The organism is Actinoplanes oryzae (assembly GCF_030757795.1).
Lineage (GTDB): Bacteria > Actinomycetota > Actinomycetes > Mycobacteriales > Micromonosporaceae > Actinoplanes.
This window is the reverse complement of sequence record NZ_JAUQWH010000156.1, coordinates 1-20,886: the sequence shown is the minus strand read 5'-3', so window position 1 is coordinate 20,886 and position 20,886 is coordinate 1. Positions and strand designations below refer to the sequence as shown.

Here is a 20,886-nt window from a genome sequence, read left to right as displayed (position 1 = left end):
CGTCGCCGCCGGCACCGCCGGTCTGACCACGGTCGTCGACCGCCAGGCCGGCGTCCTGGCCGCCCTCGCCAAGGCGGGCATCGCGGCCGCCGACGTCCCGGTCGTGCACACCGACTTCACCCGCGACGGCGGCCGCGCCGCCGCCGAGCGCATCCTCGCCGACCACCCCGCGACCACGGCGATCATCGCCCTCAACGACGCGATGGCGATCGGCGTCCTGTCGGCCCTGCGCGCCCGCGGGATCCCGGTGCCCGACCGCATGTCGGTGGTCGGCTTCGACGACGTCTCGGTCGCGGCCGACCTGGCGCCCTCCCTGACGACCGTCCGGCTCCCGATGACGACGATGGGCCGCACGGCACTGGACCTGGCCCTCAAGCCCGCGGCCGCCCGCCCCCGCCGCCGCGCCACCGGCCACACCCTGATGGTCCGCGACTCGACCGGGCCCGCCCCCGCCTGACCGACCCTTCTGCTCAGCCCTCGCCGCGCCCGTCCATCATGGTGCAGTGGTCCAGCGGGTGAGTCGCAGCACCATCCCCCGGCGACCGGCGAGGAGCGCCAAGGCCTCTTCCGCGCCAGCGTGGCCAGTTCGCCGCCGCTCTGGGGTGGGGCCGCCCACGGGCTGCCTCTCGGAGCGCCCGGACGCTGGCGCTGAAGGCCGGCCGTGCCGCCTTGGAACGGCTCGCCGCCCTACCGAACGCCGACATGGGAGTGCTGCGACGCGTCGAGCAGCTCCTGCCCCGCACACGGTCGGCCTCTGCGAACGGCTCGTTCCCTCCCTCGCCGAGGACCTGGCGCGACGCGCTCGCCGGCTGATCGGCCGCTGGTTCATCCGCCGCCGGCAGCCGGCAGCATGATCAACCGATCCGGTCCCCGCCCGGGAGGCCGGCGGGGTCGCGGTCCGAAGCGCCCACGTAGTCGGCCGACGGTCGGATGATCTTGTTGAGGCGCTTCTGCTCGAGGATGTGGGCGCTCCAGCCGGCCGTACGCGCACAGGTGAACAGCGACGTGAACAAGTGCGCGGGCACCTGGGCGAAGTCGAGGACGACGCCGGCCCAGAACTCGACGTTCGTGGCGAGGACGCGGTCGGGCTTGCGCTCGCGGAGCTCGGCGAGGGCCGCCTCCTCGAGGGCGAGGGCGGCCTCGTAGCGGGGGGCTCCGAGCTCCTTCGCGGCGGCACGCAGGATCCGCGCGCGGGGGTCCTCCGCCCGGTAGATCGCGTGGCCGAAGCCCATCAGGCGCTGCCCGCCGTCGAGGACCTGCCGCACGTACGCCCGGGGGTCGGCGCCCCGCTCGACGGCCTCGACCATGCCCAGGGCGCGGGAGGGCGCGCCGCCGTGCAGGGGGCCGGACATGGCGGCGATGGCCGCGGACAGGCAGGCGGCGGCATCCGCGCCGGTGCTGGCGACCACCCGGGCGGTGAACGTGGACGCGTTCATGCCGTGCTCGGCGGCGCAGACCCAGTAGCGGTCGATCGCGTCGACGTGGCCGGGGTCCGGGTCGCCCCGCCAGCGGATCATGAACTGCTCGGCGGGGGTGCGGCCCTCGTCGACGCGGCTCTGCGGGACGGCCTTCTGTTCGCCCCGGGCGGCCTGCGCCACGTAGGAGAGGGTCAGGGCGGAGGCGCGCGCGAGGTCGTCGCGGGCCTGGTCGTGGTCGAGGTCGATCAGCGGCCGGCCCGCGAGCAGCGCGACCGCCGCCTGCACCCCGGCGCGGACGTCATCCGGCCGTACGGGCAGGACCCGCGGCTCGGCGGGCGGCAGCGGGGCGCGGAAGTCGCCGTCGGCCAGCAGGCCCCACACGTCGCCGAAGCTCGCGCGGCCGATCAGCCGCTCGACGTCGACGCCCCGGTAGCGCAGCGCGCCGCCGGCCCGGTCGGGCTCGGCGATCTCGGTCTTCATCGTCAGCATGCTCACCACTGTCGGCGGGCGACGTATAGTTGTCAACGTTGACTGAATCAACATGAGGAGGCCGCGGCGGTGCAGCTCACGACGGACGAGGTCGCGCGGCGGCTCGGGGTGCGCAAGGCGACGGTGTACGCGTATGTGAGCCGCGGCCTGCTGACGAGCAAGCGGCACGGCGACGGCAAGGAGAGCCTGTTCGACGAGGCGGAGGTCACCGCGTTCGCGGCCGGCCGGCGGCGGCCGGGCGTCGTCGAGCCCGAGGTGCGCACCGGGCTGACGTTGATCACCGGCGACGGCCTCTACTACCGCGGGCAGGACGTGTGCTCGCTGGCGGCGACGGCCTCGTTCGAATCGGTGGTGTCCCTGCTGTGGACAGGGTCGGCGGTCGCGGCCCCGCTGCGTCCCGACCCGGCGGTCCTGGCGGCCGTGCGGGCGGTGCTGGAGTCCCTGCCGGCGGACATGCGGGCAGCTGACCGACTGCGGATCGCCGTCGCGGCCGGAGCGCCGGCCGACAAGCTGCGCTTCGACCTGACTCCCCCGGCGGTCGTCGCCACCGGCCGCGCCCTGATCGGCACCATGGTGGCCGCCCTGGATCCGCGGGCGCCCGCGGGCGACTCACTCGCCGCCGCCTTGTGGCCATGCCTCACCGCCCGGGAGCCGGCCCCGGCAGGGATCGCCGCCCTGAACGCCGCCCTAGTGCTGCTGGCCGACCACGATCTGGCCGCGTCGACCTTCGCCGCCCGGGTGGCCGCGTCGACCCGTGCCGACCCCTGGTGGGTGGTCTCGGCGGGCCTGGCGGCCCTGGCCGGGCCCCTGCACGGCGCCGCGAGCGGGCTGGCCTACCAGCTGCTGGTGAGCCCGGACCCGGCGGCAGCCGTCGCGGAGCAGCGCCGGCTGCACGGCTCGGTCCCCGGCTTCGGGCATCCGCTGTATCCGGGCGGGGACCCCCGGGCCAGGGCGCTGCTCGAAGCCCTCCCGGAGGCCGAGGCCACCCACGCGGTCCTGGACGCGGCGGCCGGGCGCTCGGGCCTCGCCCCGAACATCGACTTCGCGCTGGCCGCCCTGGCCCTGACCACGGGGATGGGCGCGGACGCCGGCGAGGCCGTCTTCGCGATCGCGCGCACGGCCGGGTGGATCGCGCACGCGCTGGAGGAGTACGCGGACCAGCCGAGCCGCTTCCGCCCGACCGGCCGCTACGCGGGCCGCATCCCGTCCCCGCCGGGTTGAGACCTGGCACCACCGGGCCGAGATCCACGGGTCCGGCCGGCGTTGCGTGCCGGGGAGAAGCGGACGGCTCAGCCCGCCGCCGGAGGCGCCGACCTGGAAGAGAGCGGGCCGACGGACCCGGCCCGGGCGACAACCGGCCTCCCCGGGCGATCGCCGTCGGCCCCTCGGGGGTCGAGGGAAAGGTCTGATGAACATGGCGACGTCGGTGGCAGCGCCGAAGCAGCGATGGACGCTGAGCCGCAAGATCTATGCCGTGCTGGCGGGTCTGGGCATCGGTCTCCTCCTGATCGCGGTGGTCTCGTACAACTCTGTCGGCCACCTGCGGACGAATTCGGACCAGGTCGACCACACGTACCGCGTGCTGGAAGAGATCGACGCCATCGTGTCCAGCCTCAAGGACGCCGAGACGGGTCAGCGGGGTTTCGTCATCACGGGCGTACGGGACTACCTCGCCCCGTACGAGCAGGCGCAGCAGGACCTCGTCGCCGAACAGGAGGCCTTGCGGTCGCTGACCGCCGACAACGCGGCCCAGCAGCGGCGCCTCGACGAGCTGGCCCCCCTGGTCGATGCGAAGCTGGCCGAGCTCAAGGAGACCATCGACCTGCGCGCCGGCCCCGGAGGCTTCGACGCGGCCCTGAAGGTGGTCCTCACCGGCAAGGGCAAGGCGGTGATGGACAACATCCGCACCGTGCTGGCGGACATGTCCGGCGAGGAGCGCACGCTGCTCGAGAAGCGCAGCGCGGCGGCCGCCGCGTCCGCTGCCACCACGCGCTCGGTGATCATGTTCGGGAGCGGACTGCTGCTGGTGCTGACGGCGATCGCCGGGTGGGTGTTGTCGCGCCGGATCGCCGGGCCCGTGCACGACGTGACCGCGGCCCTGCGGGCACTCGAGCGCGGCGACCTCACCGTCACGGTGCCCGTGCGCACCACCGACGAGCTGGCCCTGATGGCCACGTCGCTGAACACGGCGAGCGCCGGGCTGCGCGAGACCATGGGCACGCGCATGTCACGGGCGGTGACGACCTTGTCCGAGGCGGCCCAGGAGCTCTCCCAGGTCAGCGCGACGCTGCAGGAGGGTGCGGCCGACGCGGCCGGCAAGGCGACCATCGCGACCTCGGCGACCGAGGAGGTCAACACGGGGGTGCAGTCGATCGCGGCGGGCGCCGAGCAGATGAGCGCCTCGATCACCGAGATCGCCTCCAACGCCTCGCGGGCCGCGGAGATCGCACACCAGGGCATGACCGTCGCCGAACGCACCAACGGCCAGGTCGCCGAGCTCGGCACCGCCAGCCAGGAGATCGGTGACGTGGTCCGGCTCATCACCTCCATCGCGGAGCAGACCAACCTGCTGGCGCTCAACGCCACCATCGAGGCCGCCCGCGCCGGCGAGCTGGGCAAGGGATTCGCCGTGGTGGCCGGCGAGGTCAAGGAGCTCGCCCAGCAGACCGCCAAGGCCACCGAGGAGATCACCGCCCGGATCGCCAACATCCAGGCCTCCAGCTCCTCCGCGGCGCAGGCGATCGGGGAGATCACCTCCGTCATCGGGCAGATCGGCGACTACACCACCACCATCGCCTCGGCCGTCGAGGAACAGACCGCCACCACCAGCGAGATGAGCCGCTCGGTGGCGGGCGCCGCCGCCAACAGCAACGAGGTCGCCCGGACGGTGTCCGGCGTCGCCCAGGTCGCCGGCGCCACCGCCGACGGGGCCAGGGCAACCCAGGAGGCCGCCGCCGACCTGACCCGCCTGGCCGACGAGCTCTCCGCCCTCGTCCGCGGATTCCGGCACTGACTCCGGGCGGCGGTCAGCCGACGTGGGCCGCGTACGACTCCAGGGTCATCCGCAGGATCTCGGGGCCGGGCCGGGACCACAGCGCCTCGTCGAATACCTCGACCTCGACCGGGCCGGTGTAGCCCGCGGCGTCCACGGCCTCGCGGAAGCGGCGCAGCTCCACGGATCCGGTGCCCGGCAGGCCGCGGCCCAGCAGCACGCCCGCCGGCAGCGGGGTGACCCAGTCGGCGGCCTGGAACGCGGCGATCCGGCCCTCGCGCCCGGCGCGGGCGATCTGGTCCCAGATCGTGTCGTCCCACCACAGGTGGTAGGTGTCCACGACCACGCCGACGGTGTCCGCCGGGTAGGGCGCCGCGAGGTCGAGCGCCTGGCCGAGGGTTGACACCACGCAGCGGTCCGAGCAGAACATCGGGTGCAGCGCCTCGATCCCGAGCCGGACGCCGGCCGCCCGGGCGTGGGGCACGAGCTCGCCGATCGCGGATCCCACGTGCGCGCGGGCGGCGTCGAGGTCGCGGCTGCCCTCCGGGAGGCCGCCGGACACGAGCACCAGCACCGGGGCGCCGACCGCGGCGGCCTCGTCGATGGCGCGCTTGTTCTCGTCGAGCCAGCCGGGCTGCTGGAAGAAGCCGCTGCGGCACAGCGACGTCACGGTCAGCCCGTGGTCGCGCATCAGCGCGGCGGACTTCTCGACGCCGTACTCCTGGATGTCCTCGCGCCAGAGCCCCACCTGCCCGACGCCCGCCGCGACGCAGCCGGCGGCCAGCTCGGGCAGCGGCCAGTGCTTGGTGGTGGCCTGGTTCAGGGAGAAGCGGCTCATCGGGCCCCCACGGTCACGGCCCACGCGGCGGCGCGGTGCGCCGCGAGCGAGGCATCGGGCAGGACGCCGGCCGCGTCGGCCAGGCGGATCAGCTCGGCGAGGTGCGCCGGGGAGCGGCCGCTCTGGGCGCCGGCGACCATGGTGAAGTGCTCCTGATGGCCGCCCAGCCACGCGAGGAACGCGATGCCCGTCTTGTAGAACCAGGTGGGCGCGGCGAACAGGTGCCGGGCGAGGGTCACGGTCGGGTCCAGGATCCGCTCGTACGCCGCCAGGTCACCGGCGTCGAGGGCCCGCAGCGCCGCAGCGGCCGGCGGGGCGATCGCCGCGAGCACGCCCAGCAGCGCGTCCGAGTGGCCCTCCGCATCCCCCCGGATCAGGGCGGGGTAGTTGAAGTCGTCGCCGGTGTACATCCGCACCGGCAGCCGCCGCCGCAGCGCGACCTCGAACGCCTCGTCGAGCAGGGACAGCTTGATCCCGTCGACCTTCCCGGGATGCGCGGCGATCAGCTCGCCCACCGTGTCGGCGGCCCGGGACACGTCGGTGCTGCCCCAGTACCCGGTCAGCGCCGGGTCGAAGGCCGGGCCGAGCCAGTGCAGGATGACCGGAACGCTCGTCTCGGAGAGCAGCCTGCCGTACACGTCGAGGTAGTGCCGAGGGGTCGTCGCGGCGGCCGCCAGGTGCCGGCTGCACATGAGGACCGGGGTGGCGCCGGCCTCCTGGACGTCGGTGAGCTGCTCCGCGTAGGCCTTGTGGATCTCGTCGAGGCTCGCCGGGCCGCTCGGCAGCTGGTCGGTCAGGACGCCGGCCGCGATGCTCCCGCCCACGGCGGCGGCCTCGCGCGCCGAGCGGTGGATCAGCTCGCGGGCGGTCGGATGGTCCAGGCCCATGCCGCGCTGCGCGGTGTCCATCGCCTCGGCGACCCCGAAGCCGTACGACCAGAGGTGCCGCCGGAACGCGAGCGTCGCCTCCCAGTCGGGCACGGCCGGCGCCCCCGGGACGTTCTCGGCCAGCGGATCGGCGACCACGTGCGCCGCGGCGTACGCGACCCGGGAGGTGAAGCGCTGCCCTCCGGCGCCCGCGGCTTGCTGCCCCGGGAGCGCGTACTCGGATCCCGTACCGGAGAAGGTGAAGGACCCGCCGGGGAGCCGGACCGTCGCGCTCACCGGTCGAGCTCCGGGATCTCGATCCGGCGCCCCTCGCGGGCGGACTGCAGGCCCAGCTCGGCCAGCTGCGTGCCGCGCGCGCCCGCCCACAGGTCCCACGTGTAGGGGGCGTCCTCGGCGACGTGCCGCAGGAACATCTCCCACTGCTCCTTGAACCCGTTGTCGAACTCCTCGTTGTCCGGCACCTCCTGCCACTGCTCGCGGAAGGAGTGCGTGACGGGCAGATCGGGATTCCAGACGGGCTTGGGGGTCGCCGCGCGGTGCTGGAAGCGGCAGCCGCGCAGTCCCGCCACGGCACTCCCCTCGGTGCCGTCCACCTGGAACTCGACCAGCTCGTCGCGGTGCACGCGCACCGCCCACGAGGAGTTGATCTGGGCGATCACGCCGCCGTCGAGCTCGAAGAGGGCGTACGCGGCGTCGTCGGCGGTGGCCTCGTACGCCTCGCCCTCCTCGTCCCACCGGCGCGGGATGTGCGTGGTGGCGAGCGCGGTCACGGCCCGCACCGGCGCGAAGATCTGCTCCAGCACGTAGTGCCAGTGCGGGAACATGTCGACGACGATGCCGCCCCCGTCGGCCGCCCGGTAGTTCCAGCTCGGCCGCTGCGCGCTCTGCCAGTCGCCCTCGAAGACCCAGTAGCCGAACTCCCCGCGTACGGACAGGATGCGCCCGAAGAACCCGCCGTCGACCAGCCGCTTGAGCTTGCGCAGGCCGGGCAGGAAAAGCTTGTCCTGCACCACGCCGTGGCGCACCCCCGCCGCGTCGGCCGCCCGGGCCAGGGCCACCGCGCCGCCGACCGTGGTGGCGATCGGCTTCTCGGTGTAGATGTGCTTGCCCGCGTCGATCGCCTGCAGGATCGCCTTCTCCCGCTCGCTGGTCACCTGCGCGTCGAAGTAGATCGAGACGTCGGGCCGGGCGAGCGCCGCCTCGAGGTCGGTGGTCCACTCGGTCAGCCCGTGCCGCCCGGCGATCTCGCGCAGCTTGGCCTCGCTGCGTCCGACCAGGACGGGCTCGGGCCAGAGCCGGCTGCCGTCGCGCAGCGGGAGGCCGCCCTGCTCCCGCAGGGCGAGCAGCGACCGGACGAGATGCTGCCGGTAGCCCATCCTCCCGGTCACACCGTTCATCACGATCCCGACGGGAATCCGAGCACCCACGGCCGCACCTCCTGAGGTAAGCGCTTTCCCGGCACGTTACCGGTGCGCGTTCCGCCGGGGCAAGGTGTGGTGAACTAAGGTGATCGGCGTGGCGACTCTGGCGGACGTCGCACGGCGGGCGGGGGTGTCCACGGCCACCGTGTCACGCATCATCAACAACAGCCCGAAACCGGTGGCCGAGGCGCTGCGCGAGCGGGTGCTGGCGGCCGTGGCCGAGCTGCAGTTCGTGCCCAACGCGAATGCGCAGCAGCTGGCCCGCGCCGACCGCACCGCCGTCGGCGTCATCGTGCACGACGTGTCCGACCCCTACTTCGCGGAGATCACCCGCGGCCTGCAGCGGGTGGCGACCGAGCACGGGCGGCTGGTCATCATCTGCAACAGCTACCGGGAGCCCGAGCGCGAGCTGGCGTACGTGGACCTGCTGCACGCCCACCGCACGGCCGCCATCGTCCTGGCCGGTTCGGGCTATGTGGACCCGGCGACGACCGAGCAGCTGGAGAGCAAGCTCCGTGTCTTCGAGGCGACCGGCGGCCGCATCGCCGTCATCGGCCGCCACGAGCACGCCGGCGACGCGATCGTCCCGGAGAACGAGCACGGCGGACGCCTCGCCGCGGACGCCCTCTACCGCCTCGGCCACACCACCATCGGCGTCATCGCCGGCCCCGAGCACCTCACGACCACGACCGACCGGCTCACCGGCGTGCGCTCGGCGGCCCGGGAGCACCGGCGCCGGCTCACGACCCGCCAGATCGAGTACGCGGGATTCGACCGCGCCGGCGGCATGGCGGCCACGGCACGGCTGCTCGACCGCAACCCCGGCCTCACCGCGATCGCCGCGCTCAACGACTCCATGGCGATCGGCGCCCTCGCCTGCCTGCGCGACCGTGGCCTGCGCGTCCCGGAGGACATCAGCGTCATCGGCTTCGACGACATGCCCGTGTCGGTGGACGTCACGCCGCCGCTGAGCACCGTCCGCCTGCCGCTCGAGGAGCTCGGCGTCCGCGCGATGTCCCTGGTCCTGGGCACCCCGTCGGACACCCCGCGCGTCGAGCACGCCGCCGCCTCCCTGGTCCTGCGCGGCACGACGGGACCACCGCCTTCGCCACCTCCGCCGCCCTCACCGCGGGGGTGATGACCGGACGCCGGACCGGGCTGGACGCGATGCGCACCGTCGTCGTCCTCGGCCTGGTGTTCTTCCACGCGGCGCTGGTCTTCGACACGCGCGACGACTTCTACGTCAAGAACGCGCGGACCACGTCCGCGGTCACGGTCGCCGCCGGGTTCGCCGTCGTGTGGGCCATGCCGCTGCTCTTCACCGTGGCGGGCATCGGCGCGCGGCACTCCCTGCGCAAGCGCGGCCCGGCCCGCTTCGCCCGCGAGCGCCTGATCCGCCTCGGCGTGCCGCTGGCCGTCGCCACGGTGACCATCGTCCCGGTGCCGCAATGGCTGCGCTACGGCGCTCCGAAGCCCTACTGGTCGTTCCTGACGCACCGGTTCTTCGACGTGCATCTGTCGCCCGCCGACTTCCCGTTCGTCGTGCAGGGCCCGGTGTTCGAGACGGGTCACCTCTGGTTCGTCGTGCTGCTGCTCTTCTTCTGCCCGGTCCTGCTGCTGGTCCCCGCCGACCGGCAGGGCCCGGACCACGTGGGCCTGTTGCTCCTGCTCGGCGCGCCGATCGCGCTGATCAGCGCCCTCGTGGGCCTGGAGGAGAGCTTCGCCGGCTGGAGCCGCTGGGCCTACCTGCTCTTCTTCCTGTACGGCTACCTGCTCGCCGGCCGCCGCGCGGTGATCAGGCGAGCCGTCCCGTGGACCGCGGCGCTCGGACCGGCATGCTTCCTCGCGAGCGCGCCGGCCCTGCTGACCGCGGACGACCCGTTCTCATCGCACGCGCCGGTCGTGATGCTCGGCCGGGCGGCGTACGGGATGGCGGGGTGGCTCGTGGTCCTGGCCTGCTACGAGCTGCTGATCCGGCGCCTCCTGCCCCGCGCCCGTGGTCAGGCGGCGACGGCCTCCTGACGGGTCGCGTGGCGGGTGCGGCCGCAGTTGGTGCAGGCCACGAAGTGCTGCGCCGGCCGCACCGGGAAGAGCGGCACGAAGAAGAGCGTGAACTTCGTCGTCCGCCGCACCAGCGTCTGCGCCGCGTACGCCCCGCACACCTCGCAGACGCCGGGGGCCGAGCCGATGAAGTGATCCTTGCCGCGAATGCCGAAGAGTAAGAACACCCACTCCACGGTACGGCCACCGGGCGACCCCCGCACGCCGAGGGATTACCGCTGCTCACGGTGGGTACGCCTAGGGCATGACCGAAACACGGACGCGGCCGGACGACTCCTCCACCGGGGCGCTGGTCAGCCAGATGAGCGAGCAGGTGTCGACCCTCGTGCGCGAGGAGCTGGCGCTGGCCCGGACGGAAATGGTGGAAAAGGGGAAGAAGGCCGGAAAGGGCGCCGGGTTGCTCGGCGGCGCCGGCGTCATCGCCCTGTACGGCCTGGGCGCCCTCTTCGTCACGATCGGCGCCGCCCTGGCGCTCGTGTGGCCGGCGTGGCTGGCCGCACTCACCGTGACCGTGCTGGTGCTCGTAATCGCCGGCGTGGCGGCCCTCCTGGGCAAGAAGCAGGTCAGCGAGGCCACTCCCCCGGCGCCCACGGATGCGATCGACAGCACGAAGCGTGACGTCGACGCGGTGAAGCGCGCCGCCCACCGGTAGCGTCGGGGGATGACCTACGTCGCCTCCACCGATCGTTACGACAGCATGCAGTACCGCCGGACGGGCAGGTCGGGACTCGACCTGCCCGTGCTCTCCCTCGGCCTCTGGCACAACTTCGGCGACGACAAGCCGTTCGACACGCAGCGGGCGATCACGCGGCGCGCGTTCGACCTCGGCATCACGCACTTCGACCTGGCGAACAACTACGGCCCCCCGTACGGGTCCGCCGAGGTCAACTTCGGCCGGCTGCTGCGCGAGGACTTCCGGCCGTACCGGGACGAGCTCGTCATCTCCACGAAGGCCGGCTGGGACATGTGGCCCGGCCCCTACGGCCAGGGCGGCGGCAGCCGCAAGTACGTCCTCGCCAGCCTCGACCAGTCCCTGGCCCGCATGGGCCTGGACCACGTCGACATCTTCTACTCGCACCGCTTCGACCCGGACACCCCGCTGGAGGAGACCGCCGCGGCGCTGGACACGGCCGTCCGCCAGGGCAAGGCGCTGTACGTCGGCATCTCCTCCTACGACGCCGAGCACACCCGCACGATGGCCGGCCTGCTGCGCGAGCTGGGCACCCCGCTGCTGATCCACCAGCCCTCCTACTCGATGCTCAACCGCTGGATCGAGACCGAGGGCCTGCTCGACGCCACCGCCGACCTGGGCGTGGGCGTCATCGGCTTCACCGCGCTCGCCCAGGGCCTGCTCACCGGCAAGTACCTCGGCGGCATCCCCTCGGGCTCCCGCGCCACCCAGGGCAAGTCCCTCGACCCCGAGTGGCTCGACGAGGGCCTGGTGGGCCGCCTGAACGCGCTGAACGACATCGCGTCGGCCCGCGGCCAGAGCCTCGCCCAGCTCGCCCTGGTCTGGGCCCTCCGCGACCCCCGCGTCACCTCCCTGGTCATCGGGGCCAGCAGCGTCGACCAGCTGGACCAGAACGTCGCCGCCCTGGCCCACCCCGACCTCACCCCCGACGAGCTCGACGCCATCGAGAAAATCCTCGCCGGCACGACCGCGGACGTCGACCTCTGGCGCGACGCCCGCCAGGGCACCCTCTGACCCGAGCTCCATCATCGGCCCGGCTGCCCAGCGTCGCGCACCGAGGGCGCCGGGCCAGCCGGCTCCGGCTGCATCTCGCTCATCGCGCCCATCGGGCTACCGCCCACCTTCACCTGCGCTGTGACGAGCTGCAGTTAACTACGGATTACGCCCAGCAGCCCGGGATCGCGACCTTGGTGTCCTCACCCCAGCCCGCGGCGTGTGCCCAAGCTGTACAGACACCCGCCGCGCGGCTGGCCACCGCGATCTTGCGTAGTCCCGCCCCGTGGAGCGGGCGTTCCCTCGACCTCGCCGCCGCCCGCAGCCTCCTCGTCAGCACCGGACAGGAGTATCGCTTCGTCCACCCGCTCGTCGCCGACCTCGCGCACGCGTACACCGTCATGGGCTACGCGCCGTCCGTCGCCGTCCAGCAGTTACGGCTCATCCAGGCGGCCCTCGACGGCCGGCGACCGGCGCCCGCGGGCGAGCGGGCCTCCTGAATGGATCTCCAGGTATCGTTTCGGTGACGTAACGAGCGCGCCACCCCCTCGTGTCGCATAGATTGTGGCCCATAGAGGTCATGACGGGAGGGGTCGACGATGACACGCCGAACCGGACTAGACACAAACCGCGGGCTCAGCCGCCGGTCGTTGCTCGCGCTCGGGGCCGGGGCGGCCGCCGCGCCGCTGCTCGGGGCCTGCGGGGGCGTCTCGACGAGCGGGGCCGAGGGCGGCGAGGGCTCGGTCACGCTGATGTCCAATCAGTTCAGCCCCGTCGAGGAGCGGCAGCGCTTCGAGGAGATTCTCGCCAAGCGGGTGACCGGGGAGAAGGTCGCCTTCAACCAGGTGGAGACCGGCATCTTCGCGTCCACGCTGCAGACCCAGGTCGACGCCGGGAAGGTGCAGGTGAGCCTGGTCGGGGCGCTGCACGGCGACCTGGCGCAGCACCGGGACCGGCTGATCGACCTCGACGACGTGCTCGGCGGGCTGGACGATCGCGGCTTCGCGACCGATGTGACGGAGCTGGCGAAGCTCGGCGGGACGACCACGAAGTACATCCCGTGGATGCAGGCCAGCTACGTGCTCGCGGTGAACAAGAAAGCGCTGCAGTGGCTGCCGTCCGGCGTGGACGTCACCAAGCTCACGTACGACCAGCTGCTCGACTGGATGACGGCGGCGCGCGCGGGCAACGGCAACAAGGCGGTCTTCGGGATCCCGGCCGGCGTCAAGGGGCTCTACCACCGGTTCTTCCAGGGCTTCCTGCTGCCCAGTTTCACCGGGGGGCAGATCACCACGTTCCGCAGCCCGGAGGCGGTGACCGCGTGGACGTACATGAAGGAGCTCTGGGCCCAGACCGCGACGGCCTCGACCAACTACGACAACCTGCAGGAGCCGTTGCAGCGCGGTGAGGTGCTCGTCGGCTTCGACCACGTGGCGCGGCTGGCCGGGGCGCCCGCCGCGAAGCCGGACGACTGGCTCATGGTGCCGGCGCCCAGCGGGCCGAAGGGGCTCGGCTACATGCTGGTGCTCGCCGGGCTCGGCATCCCCGAGGGCGCGCCGGAGGCCGGCAAGGCCAAGGAGGTCATCAAGGCGCTCACCACGCCCGAGGTGCAGGTGGACGTGCTCAAGGCGAACTCGTTCTTCCCGGTGACCAACGCGCAGATCCCCGCCGATCTGCCCGGCGCTGTCGCCCTGGCCGAGGGCGCGGTCAGCAAGCAGCGCGACGCCGAGAACGCCATCCTGTCGCTGCCGCCGGTCGGCCTGGGCGCCCGGGACGGCGAGGTCGGCCAGATCTTCAAGAACTGCTTCAAGGAGATCTGCCTCGACGGCAAGCCGGTGCAGCAGGTGCTCGACGCCCAGGCGACCGAGCTCAACAAGATCATGGACGAACTCAAGATCCCGTGCTGGCAGCCCGACCCCGCCGGTACGACCTGCCGAGCCGCCTGATGGGCAACGGCGCGAGATCACGGGGTGCCCTGCTGCTCATCCTGCCGTCGATCGTGTTCATGGCGGCGCTGTTCCTGTGGCCGTTGCTGGCCGGGATCTGGCAGGCGTTCTCGGGGCCGGACGGGCTCACCACCGCCTGGTTCTCCCGGATGGCCGACGACCCGTACTTCTGGGAGGCCACCCGGAACACCGCGCTGCTCATCGTGGTGCTGATCCCGCTGCAGTTCGGCCTGGCGATCCTCATGGCGCTCCTGCTGCGCCAGCGGCCCCGCCTGGCCGGGCTGCACTTCTACATCTGGGTGGTGCCGCTGGCGATCAGCGACCTGGCGGCCGGGCTCGTGTGGCTGTCCGTCTTCACCGACCGCGGCTATCTCAACTCGGTGCTCGAACACCTGGGCATCGGCTCGTACGCGTGGCTGTCCTTCGAGCACCCCGGCACGATGTTCCTGGCCGTGGTGCTCGCCGAGCTGTGGCGGGCGACGTCGCTGGTCTTCGTCATCGTGGTCGCCGGCCTGCAGGGCGTGCCCCGCGACTACGACGAGGCCGCCGAGGTCTTCGGCGCCTCCTACTGGCAGCGCGTGTGGCACGTGCTGCTGCCCCAGCTGCGGCCGAGCCTGCAGGTCGCGCTCATCCTGCGGACGATCCTCGCGCTGGAGGCCTTCGCCGTGGCGCAGGCCCTCACGGGCCGCAACTTCCCGTTGCTGGTCGGCGAGACGTACCAGTGGTACTACACGCTGCAGAATCCGAACGTGGCGACCGCGATCGCGCTCGTCGTCCTGGCGCTGTCGATCCTCGCCGCGATCGGCTATCTGCGACTCATGCGGCGTACGCCGGGGGTGGGCTGATGTCGCGCCGCTCACGTCTCTGGGTGCAGCTGGGCTGCATCGCGGTGAGCCTGTTCATGGGTGTGCCGCTCTACCTCATCACGCTCGCCGCGCTGTCCAGCCGGGAGTCGCTCAACGAGTTCCCGCTGCCGCTGCTGCCGACGAGCCTGTCCGGCGAGACGATGTCGACGTTCCTGCGGTCGACGGGCATCGTGGGCGGGCTGGTCAACTCGCTGACCATCGGGCTGACCACGGTCGTCCTGGCGCTGCTGCTCGGCCTGCCCGCCGGGTACGCGCTCGCCCGCTACGCGTTCCGCGGCAGGGACCCGTACCAGCTGGGGCTGTTGCTCACGCGGGCGCTGCCGATCGTCGTGCTGTCCGTACCCCTGGGCCGGATCTTTCTCGATGTCGGTCTCTACGACAGCACCTACGCGGTCACCCTGTTGCACACCGCGCTGGCCCTGCCGACGACCGTGCTCATCACGTCGGCGATCTTCCTCGGGGTCTCGCGCGAGCAGGAGGAGGCGGCGATGATCTTCGGCGCGTCCCCGTTCGCGGCGTTCGCGCGGATCGTCGTGCCGCAGGCGCTGCCCGGGATCGCGGCGTCGGCCATGTTCACCTTCGTCCTGTCCTGGAACGAGGTGCTGGGCGCCAGCATCCTCACCCTCAACCGGCGCACCCTGCCCGCGCAGGTGCTCGCCACGCTGGCCGACTCGCCGCTGGCGTTCCGCTTCGCGGGCGGCCTGGCGCTCGTCCTGCCGGCCCTGATCTTCATCGCCGTCGCCCGGCGCTACCTGCTCAACATGTGGGGAACCACGCTCCGCTGAAAGGACGCTCCATGGCCGGTGTGACCGTGAGCAACTTGGTGAAGACCTATCCGTCGGGCAGCCGGCGGGCGACCGACGACGTGTCCCTCGAGGTGGCGGACGGCGAGTTCCTGGTGCTGGTCGGCCCGAGCGGCTGCGGCAAGACGACGCTGCTGCGCATGGTGGCCGGCCTGGAGATCCCCGACAGCGGCACGGTCACGATCGGCGGGCGCGACGTCACCCGGCTGCCGGCGCGCGACCGGGGCCTGTCGATGGTCTTCCAGTCGTACGCGATCTTCCCGCACCTCAAGGTCCGCGACAACATCGGCTTCGGCCTGCGCATGCGCAAGGTCGACAAGTCCGCTCTGCGGGACAAGGTCGAGCGGGCGGCGGAGCTGCTGGACCTGAGCGACTACCTGGACCGTTACCCCGCGCAGCTCTCCGGCGGCCAGCGCCAGCGCGTCGCGGTCGCCCGGGCCATCGCCGTCGACGCCGACGTCCTGCTCATGGACGAGCCACTGTCCAACCTCGACGCCCTGCTGCGCATGCAGTTCCGCGCCGAGCTCAAGAAGATCGTGGCCCGCCTCGGCACGACAACGTTGTACGTCACCCACGACCAGGCCGAGGCCATGAGCCTCGGCGACCGGGTCGCGGTGCTGCGCGACGGCAGGATCATCCAGGCCGGGGCGCCCATGCAGGTGTACGACCAGCCGGCCGACCGGTTCGTCGGCGGCTTCCTGGGCGCCCCGCCGATGAACTTCTTCGACGCCGTCGTGCAGGACGGCAAGCTCGTCGTCGGGGACGTGTCGCTGGACGCCCCGGCCCGGCTCGCCGGCTGGGCGGACAAGAAGGTCACCGTGGGCGTCCGCGCCGAGAACATCGAGGTCGGCGGCGACGGCCTCACCGGCGGGCTCCGCGGCGGCTTCACCGGCGAGGTCGAGGTGGCCGAGCCCACGGGGGCGGCGGTCCTGCTCACCGTGCGCTGGGCGGGTGGCGAGCTGAAGATCCAGGCGGGGGCCGGCTTCCGGGCCGCCGCCGGCGACCGGGTGGATTTCCACTTCCCGGGTACGGCCCTCCGCTTCTTCGACCCGGAGACCGGCCTCGCCCTCTAGCGCCTTGTCACGCGCGTGCAGCGGGTGACGTACGGCATCTCGATCTCGCCGGCGTCACCCACCAGCGCCGCCACGTCCGCCAGCAGTCGCTCCCGCTCGTCGTCCGGCAGCACGATCACGTAGCTCCGCGACGCCACCATGTCGAGCAGCTCGGCGCGCGTCAGCCGATGCCGCCACCGGATCTCCGTCCGCTCCGGAGCGCCGAACGGCTCCCCGATCACCGGCGCCGTATCGAGCTCGCCCCGCGTGTGCCGCCGCAGCAGCTCGTCCAGCCGGGCGACCCGCGGCTCACTGTGGTCCCGGATGTTCCAGATCAGGCTGAGCGTCCCGCCCGGCCGCAGCACCCGCGCCACCTCCGGCACGGCGACCGCCGGATCCACCCAGTGCCACGCCTGCGCCACCACGACGGCATCCACACTGCCGTCCGCCAGCGGGATCCGCTCGGCGGCGCCCTCGAGCGCCGTCGCCTCCGGCACGGCCCCGGCCAGCTGCTCCCGCATCCGCGCCGACGGCTCGACAGCCACGACGTCCAGCCCGGCGTCCACGAGCACCCGGGTCAGCTTCCCCGTCCCCGCCCCGAGATCGAGCACCCGTCGCGCCCCGGCCGGCACCGCCCACGCCACGACCTCGGCCGGGTAGGGTGGCCGTCCTCGCTCGTACGCATCGGCCGCCCGGTCGAACGACGCCGCGTGCACTTCCCGCTCGGTAGTCATGCTCCGCAGCCTGCCCGAACCTGCACACAATCTCCACCAACCCGGCGCCGGCGCGGGCTTGAATCGCCTGGTGGATCACATCGCGTACCTGGACACCGCCGCAGCCACCCCGATCGGTGCCGCTTACAAGCAGCGCTCCGTGGCCATGCTCGACGTGCGCCCCGGCCACACCGTCGTGGATCTGGGCTGCGGCCCGGGCACGGACCTCGGCCGCCTCGCCACGGCCGCGCCCGGCGTACGGGTGATCGGCGTCGACAACGACCCGCGCATGCTCGCCGCGGCCGGTCGGCGCCGTCCCACCGCCGAACTCCACAAGGGCGACCTGCACCACCTGCCATTGCCCGGCGCCTGCGCCGACCGTGCCCGCACCGACCGGGTCCTGCAGCACGTCGGCGACCCGGCCCGCGTGCTCGCCGAGGCGCATCGCATCCTGCGCCGGGGCGGACTACTGGGCCTGGCCGAACCCGACTGGGACACCCTCGCGGTGGCCGACGAGGATCTGGCCACCAGCCGCGCCTTCGCCCGCTTCGTCGCCGGCCGCGTGCGTAACCCCGCGATCGGTCGCGACCTCGTCCGTCTGTGCACCGCGGCCGGCTTCCGGGTCCGGGAGGTGACACCGACGCCCATCATGTTCCGCGACTTCGCGACCGCGGATGCGATCCTCGGCCTGCGCCGCAACGCGGATCGGGCGGCGGCGGCCGGGGAGCTGCCCGGGCCGGCCGCCGCGGCGTGGATCACGCGCCAGCAGCGGGGCCCGGTCGTCGCCGGGTTCACCTGCTACCTGGTGACCGCCGAAGTGCGCCGGTGATGCGCCGGTCGGGGGGAGGCTCGCAGCTTGCCACGCCGGACCCGACCCGTTCTCGCCCCGGGAACTTGCCACACCGCTCGCCGGCCTGCTCACGTCCGGAAGCCCCCCGGCGCCGGCGACACTCGGGGTGTGAGAACAGGACGGAACCACGGCAGCCGTCACACTGGGGGCATGGATCGAGATCTGCACGCGGCCCACGAGCTGGCCGTATCGCTCGCCGTCCGGGCCGGGCGGCTGCAACTGGAGCGGCGCGACACCCTCCGGGTCGGGGCACCCAAGGCGCACGTCAACGATGTCGTCTCGGATGTCGACATCGCCAGTGAGCAGCTGATCGTGGGGGCGGTCCGGGAGGCCTGGCCGGAGGATGCGATCCAGGCCGAGGAGGGGCACGGGCGGGCCGGGACGAGCGGCTGGACCTGGGTGGTCGACCCCTTGGACGGGACGCGGAACTACATCAGCCGGACCGGGCCGTGGTCGGTGTGCATCGCGCTCCACGAGGGCGACGAGGCGCGGGTGGCGGTGGTGCACGAGCCGGTCGCCGGGGAGACGTTCAGCGCCGTTGCCGGTGCCGGTGCGGAGCTGAACGGCGAGCCGCTCGCGGTGACGGGCGGGACGTCGCTGGAGAAGGCGCTGGTGGGGGTCAGTTTCCAGCCCAACCCGGCGACGAAGGAGCGGGCGGGCAGGGTGATTCGCGAGCTGCTTCCCCGCGCCGGGGACATCCGGCGGCTGCCGGCCGCGCTCAATCTGGTGTACCAGGCGGCCGAGCGGCTCGACGGCGGCCTGACGCTCGACACGTTCCTGTGGGACATCGCCGCCGGCGTCCTGATCGCCCGGGAAGCCGGCGTCGTCCTCTCCGACTGCTCGACCGAGCTCACGGTCGGCGCCGCCCCGGCATTGTGGCCGGAGCTCTCCGCCCTCGTGCGCGCGGCGGACGCCGCCTGACCGCAAGAGCGGCCAGGCGGCCCCACGGCTAGGAGGTCACCGGCAGGGAGATCTGCGAGACGCCCGAGCGGACGCCGACCACGGTGCCCGCCGGGTAGCGCAGGGTGTGGTCGCGCTCGGTGGAGATCAGCACCACGCCGATCCGGTGGCCCGCGGCGAACACGTGGTCCTGGGTCTGCAGCTCCCACCGGAAGGTGTACGGCTGCCCGGCCCGGATCGGCGTGGTCACGGCCGGGGAGAGCCGGTTGCGCACGTCGGTCCACCCCATGGACACGATCTCGTACGGAGTGGACGCCGTCACGTACTCCCGCTGCGCGAAGCAGCCCGGATCCCCCTCGATCCCCGGCCCGATGCAGTCCTGCGTCGGCAGGGTGCGGATGCCCGCGTACCGCTCGGCCGTCCCGTAGTCCACGAGCAGGGCCGTCAGGTACGGCGAGTCGCCGGTCAGGTCGGCTCGCACGCTGATCGTCGGCGTCCCGGAGAGCCGCACCTGCGACGTCAGCGGGGCCGACACGTAGGCGAGCCGGTTCGGATCCTGTCCGTCCGGTGCGGATGCGAGGTCGGCGGCCGTACGCGCGGGATTGTCGACGAACGTCTCGCGCACCACCGGCCCGGCCCCCAGCGTCCCGCCGGCGCCCAGCGGGAAGGTCCGGGGCGAGGCGACCGGCCACGTCCGGGAGGTCTGCCAGACGTTCGGGGCCGTCTCGACGTCGGCGACCGGATCCCGCATGATCCCCGTGTCGATCCGGTAGAGCCACTGGTCGAACCAGCGGTGCAGCGTCTCGAGCCAGACCTGGCGGCGCACGGTGAACGCGTCGGTGTGCGGGCCCTGGTGCAGCCAGATCTTGCGGGGCACGCCGGCCTTGCCGAGCGCGTCCCACCACTGCCCGGCCTGCAGGGTCCGCACGTTGTCGTCGTGCAGCCCGTGCACCAGGAAGACGCTGGCCCGGACGCGCGACGCGTCCCGCACGTAGTTGCGCTCGTCCCAATAGGCGCTGTAGTCGCCGGTCACCCGGTCCTGGTCACGCTCCAGGGCCGCCATGACGCCGGCACACACCTCCGGGTTCGCCCGCGTGAGGACGGCCTTGGCCAGCACGTCGGTGTCCTCGCCCTGGTAGCCGCCGGGCGCGACCACGCCGCCGTTGGCGCGGTAGTAGTCGTACCAGCTGGAGATGCCCGCGATGGGCACGATCGTCTCCAGGCCGCGCACGCCGGTGGCGGCCACGGCGTTCGGCAGCGTGCCGTTGTAGGAGACCCCGATCATGCCCGTACGCCCGGAGGACCACGACGCCCGCACCGGCGCACCCGCGGCGTCGACCCCGCGCGCCCGCCCGTTGAGCCAGTCGACGACGGCCTTCATGCCCAGCGTCTCGTTGCGCCCGCCGGAGGTGGGACAGCCGGTGGAGCCGCCGGTGCCGAGGCTGTCCGCGAACACGACCGCGTAGCCCCGGGGCACGAAGTAGTTGTCGAGGTATCCCGAGAAGAAGATCTCGGGGTCCGCCGTCGCCGCCGCCCGCCGCTGCCCGGCGCCGCGGTCGATGTCGTCGTGGTTGGGCACGTCGTTGAGGCCCGCGTAGTACGGGCTCGGCTGGAAGATCACCGGGATCGGGCCGGTCGCCTCGCGCGGGCGGATGATGCGCACGGCCACCCGATCGGGTTGTCCGTCGGCGTCACTGTCCACGGGAGCCTGAACCCAGACCTCCTCCCGGACGGCCTGGGTGTAGTCGTAGAGGGGCTGGGTGCCGGTGGCCGGCCCCGGCGGCGCGGCCGCCGCGGGAACGGACACACCCGTCAAGGACACGGTCAGCGCTGCGAGGAGTATCACCGTCCGCCTGGGATGCATGCCTTACCCTATCGTCCGGCATCGATAAGCAGAGGAGGCGACGACCCTTGTCCGGTACGGATCACGGGCACGCCCGGCGCACGATCGTGTTCGCCGTCGCGC

21 protein-coding genes are annotated in these 20,886 nt (G+C 72.9%); 14 read left to right on the top strand and 7 right to left on the bottom strand.

Translation table 11 applies throughout. From position 1 onward, the window contains the following. The coding region (locus RBH18_RS34860; protein WP_306214748.1) for a substrate-binding domain-containing protein at positions 1 to 457 on the top strand (457 nt) is incomplete at its 5' end. Between the two features lie 397 nt (positions 458 to 854). On the opposite strand, the gene RBH18_RS34855 is transcribed toward RBH18_RS34860, so the two are convergent. Further along, positions 855 to 1,907, bottom strand: a complete 1,053-nt coding sequence (locus RBH18_RS34855) for a citrate synthase 2 (RefSeq protein WP_306214747.1) — start codon at positions 1,905 to 1,907, stop codon at positions 855 to 857. 69 nt (positions 1,908 to 1,976) lie between these two features. Here RBH18_RS34855 and RBH18_RS34850 point away from each other — a divergent pair, with 69 nt between their 5' ends. Next, on the top strand, positions 1,977 to 3,128 hold the full coding sequence (locus RBH18_RS34850; protein ID WP_306214746.1) for a citrate synthase: 1,152 nt from the start codon (positions 1,977 to 1,979) through the stop codon (positions 3,126 to 3,128). Positions 3,129 to 3,315: 187 nt separating this feature from the next. Next, the gene (locus RBH18_RS34845) at positions 3,316 to 4,920 is read left to right on the top strand and encodes a methyl-accepting chemotaxis protein (protein ID WP_306214745.1); all 1,605 of its coding nucleotides are present in this window, start codon (positions 3,316 to 3,318) and stop codon (positions 4,918 to 4,920) included. Between the two features lie 13 nt (positions 4,921 to 4,933). Here the strand turns inward: RBH18_RS34845 and RBH18_RS34840 are convergent, their stop codons facing one another. From RBH18_RS34840 to RBH18_RS34830, 3 genes are read right to left on the bottom strand one after another with little or no spacing between them, the layout of a single operon-like run. Then, positions 4,934 to 5,737: a sugar phosphate isomerase/epimerase family protein gene (locus RBH18_RS34840; protein ID WP_306214744.1), complete on the bottom strand. Its 804-nt coding sequence runs from the start codon at positions 5,735 to 5,737 to the stop codon at positions 4,934 to 4,936. Further along, positions 5,734 to 6,900 carry a DUF993 family protein gene (locus RBH18_RS34835; protein ID WP_306214743.1) on the bottom strand — a complete coding sequence of 389 codons (1,167 nt, stop codon included), beginning with the start codon at positions 6,898 to 6,900 and terminating at the stop codon, positions 5,734 to 5,736. Before RBH18_RS34835 ends, RBH18_RS34840 begins: the two co-directional genes overlap by 4 nt. After that, entirely contained in the window at positions 6,897 to 8,021 is a 1,125-nt protein-coding gene (locus RBH18_RS34830; RefSeq protein WP_306214749.1) for a Gfo/Idh/MocA family protein, read from the bottom strand. Before RBH18_RS34830 ends, RBH18_RS34835 begins: the two co-directional genes overlap by 4 nt. A gap of 118 nt (positions 8,022 to 8,139) precedes the next feature. Here RBH18_RS34830 and RBH18_RS34825 point away from each other — a divergent pair, with 118 nt between their 5' ends. Both RBH18_RS34825 and RBH18_RS34820 read left to right on the top strand, forming a co-directional pair. Then, positions 8,140 to 9,183, top strand: a complete 1,044-nt coding sequence (locus tag RBH18_RS34825; protein WP_306214742.1) for a LacI family DNA-binding transcriptional regulator — start codon at positions 8,140 to 8,142, stop codon at positions 9,181 to 9,183. Beyond that, complete coding sequence (locus tag RBH18_RS34820) at positions 9,183 to 10,067, top strand: acyltransferase family protein (protein ID WP_306214741.1); 885 nt, start codon at positions 9,183 to 9,185, stop codon at positions 10,065 to 10,067. Before RBH18_RS34825 ends, RBH18_RS34820 begins: the two co-directional genes overlap by 1 nt. Here the strand turns inward: RBH18_RS34820 and RBH18_RS34815 are convergent. Then, on the bottom strand, positions 10,046 to 10,273 hold the full coding sequence (locus tag RBH18_RS34815; protein ID WP_306214740.1) for a zinc-ribbon domain-containing protein: 228 nt from the start codon (positions 10,271 to 10,273) through the stop codon (positions 10,046 to 10,048). The two genes, RBH18_RS34820 and RBH18_RS34815, sit on opposite strands and share 22 nt — an antisense overlap. A 77-nt stretch (positions 10,274 to 10,350) precedes the next feature. On the opposite strand from RBH18_RS34815, the gene RBH18_RS34810 reads away from it, so the two are divergent. The 7 genes from RBH18_RS34810 (at position 10,351) to RBH18_RS34780 (ending at position 16,478) form a co-directional block, all read left to right on the top strand. After that, positions 10,351 to 10,758, top strand: a complete 408-nt coding sequence (locus tag RBH18_RS34810) for a phage holin family protein (RefSeq protein ID WP_306214739.1) — start codon at positions 10,351 to 10,353, stop codon at positions 10,756 to 10,758. 9 nt (positions 10,759 to 10,767) lie between these two features. Beyond that, positions 10,768 to 11,811 (top strand): L-glyceraldehyde 3-phosphate reductase, encoded by a 1,044-nt coding sequence (mgrA, locus tag RBH18_RS34805; RefSeq protein ID WP_306214738.1) that lies wholly within the window; start codon positions 10,768 to 10,770, stop codon positions 11,809 to 11,811. 248 nt (positions 11,812 to 12,059) lie between these two features. Beyond that, positions 12,060 to 12,290, top strand: a complete 231-nt coding sequence (locus RBH18_RS34800; protein ID WP_306214737.1) for a hypothetical protein — start codon at positions 12,060 to 12,062, stop codon at positions 12,288 to 12,290. Between the two features lie 99 nt (positions 12,291 to 12,389). Then, complete coding sequence (locus RBH18_RS34795; protein WP_306214736.1) at positions 12,390 to 13,736, top strand: ABC transporter substrate-binding protein; 1,347 nt, start codon at positions 12,390 to 12,392, stop codon at positions 13,734 to 13,736. Continuing rightward, complete coding sequence (locus RBH18_RS34790) at positions 13,691 to 14,581, top strand: carbohydrate ABC transporter permease (protein ID WP_306214735.1); 891 nt, start codon at positions 13,691 to 13,693, stop codon at positions 14,579 to 14,581. Before RBH18_RS34795 ends, RBH18_RS34790 begins: the two co-directional genes overlap by 46 nt. Then, entirely contained in the window at positions 14,581 to 15,387 is an 807-nt protein-coding gene (locus RBH18_RS34785) for a carbohydrate ABC transporter permease (protein WP_306214734.1), read from the top strand. Before RBH18_RS34790 ends, RBH18_RS34785 begins: the two co-directional genes overlap by 1 nt. Before the next feature lie 26 nt (positions 15,388 to 15,413). Beyond that, on the top strand, positions 15,414 to 16,478 hold the full coding sequence (locus RBH18_RS34780; protein ID WP_306214733.1) for an ABC transporter ATP-binding protein: 1,065 nt from the start codon (positions 15,414 to 15,416) through the stop codon (positions 16,476 to 16,478). On the opposite strand, the gene RBH18_RS34775 is transcribed toward RBH18_RS34780, so the two are convergent. Then, positions 16,475 to 17,191 carry a class I SAM-dependent methyltransferase gene (locus tag RBH18_RS34775; protein ID WP_306214732.1) on the bottom strand — a complete coding sequence of 239 codons (717 nt, stop codon included), beginning with the start codon at positions 17,189 to 17,191 and terminating at the stop codon, positions 16,475 to 16,477. The two genes, RBH18_RS34780 and RBH18_RS34775, sit on opposite strands and share 4 nt — an antisense overlap. 70 nt (positions 17,192 to 17,261) lie before the next feature. Between RBH18_RS34775 and RBH18_RS34770 the strand changes: the two genes are divergently transcribed. Further along, a complete protein-coding gene (locus RBH18_RS34770; RefSeq protein ID WP_306214731.1) occupies positions 17,262 to 17,999 on the top strand; it encodes a methyltransferase domain-containing protein in 738 nt (245 codons plus the stop codon). A 171-nt stretch (positions 18,000 to 18,170) separates the two neighbouring features. After that, positions 18,171 to 18,941, top strand: coding sequence for an inositol monophosphatase family protein (locus tag RBH18_RS34765; protein ID WP_306214730.1), 771 nt, complete (start codon positions 18,171 to 18,173; stop codon positions 18,939 to 18,941). A gap of 28 nt (positions 18,942 to 18,969) precedes the next feature. Here RBH18_RS34765 and RBH18_RS34760 read toward each other — a convergent pair whose 3' ends face one another. Then, positions 18,970 to 20,784 (bottom strand): Xaa-Pro dipeptidyl-peptidase, encoded by a 1,815-nt coding sequence (locus RBH18_RS34760; RefSeq protein WP_306214729.1) that lies wholly within the window; start codon positions 20,782 to 20,784, stop codon positions 18,970 to 18,972. Positions 20,785 to 20,886: the final 102 nt, after the last annotated feature.

Excerpts from the sequence above, each read along its gene's own strand:
- RBH18_RS34855 (WP_306214747.1), bottom strand. The coding sequence starts at position 1,907 with ATGCTGACGATGAAGACCGAGATCGCCGAGCCCGACCGGGCCGGCGGC.
- RBH18_RS34845 (WP_306214745.1), top strand. The coding sequence starts at position 3,316 with ATGAACATGGCGACGTCGGTGGCAGCGCCGAAGCAGCGATGGACGCTG.
- RBH18_RS34840 (WP_306214744.1), bottom strand. The coding sequence starts at position 5,737 with ATGAGCCGCTTCTCCCTGAACCAGGCCACCACCAAGCACTGGCCGCTG.
- RBH18_RS34830 (WP_306214749.1), bottom strand. The coding sequence starts at position 8,021 with ATGAACGGTGTGACCGGGAGGATGGGCTACCGGCAGCATCTCGTCCGG.
- RBH18_RS34820 (WP_306214741.1), top strand. The coding sequence starts at position 9,183 with ATGACCGGACGCCGGACCGGGCTGGACGCGATGCGCACCGTCGTCGTC.
- RBH18_RS34810 (WP_306214739.1), top strand. The coding sequence starts at position 10,351 with ATGACCGAAACACGGACGCGGCCGGACGACTCCTCCACCGGGGCGCTG.
- mgrA (WP_306214738.1), top strand. The coding sequence starts at position 10,768 with ATGACCTACGTCGCCTCCACCGATCGTTACGACAGCATGCAGTACCGC.
- RBH18_RS34795 (WP_306214736.1), top strand. The coding sequence starts at position 12,390 with ATGACACGCCGAACCGGACTAGACACAAACCGCGGGCTCAGCCGCCGG.
- RBH18_RS34785 (WP_306214734.1), top strand. The coding sequence starts at position 14,581 with ATGTCGCGCCGCTCACGTCTCTGGGTGCAGCTGGGCTGCATCGCGGTG.
- RBH18_RS34775 (WP_306214732.1), bottom strand. The coding sequence starts at position 17,191 with ATGACTACCGAGCGGGAAGTGCACGCGGCGTCGTTCGACCGGGCGGCC.
- RBH18_RS34765 (WP_306214730.1), top strand. The coding sequence starts at position 18,171 with ATGGATCGAGATCTGCACGCGGCCCACGAGCTGGCCGTATCGCTCGCC.
- RBH18_RS34760 (WP_306214729.1), bottom strand. The coding sequence starts at position 20,784 with ATGCATCCCAGGCGGACGGTGATACTCCTCGCAGCGCTGACCGTGTCC.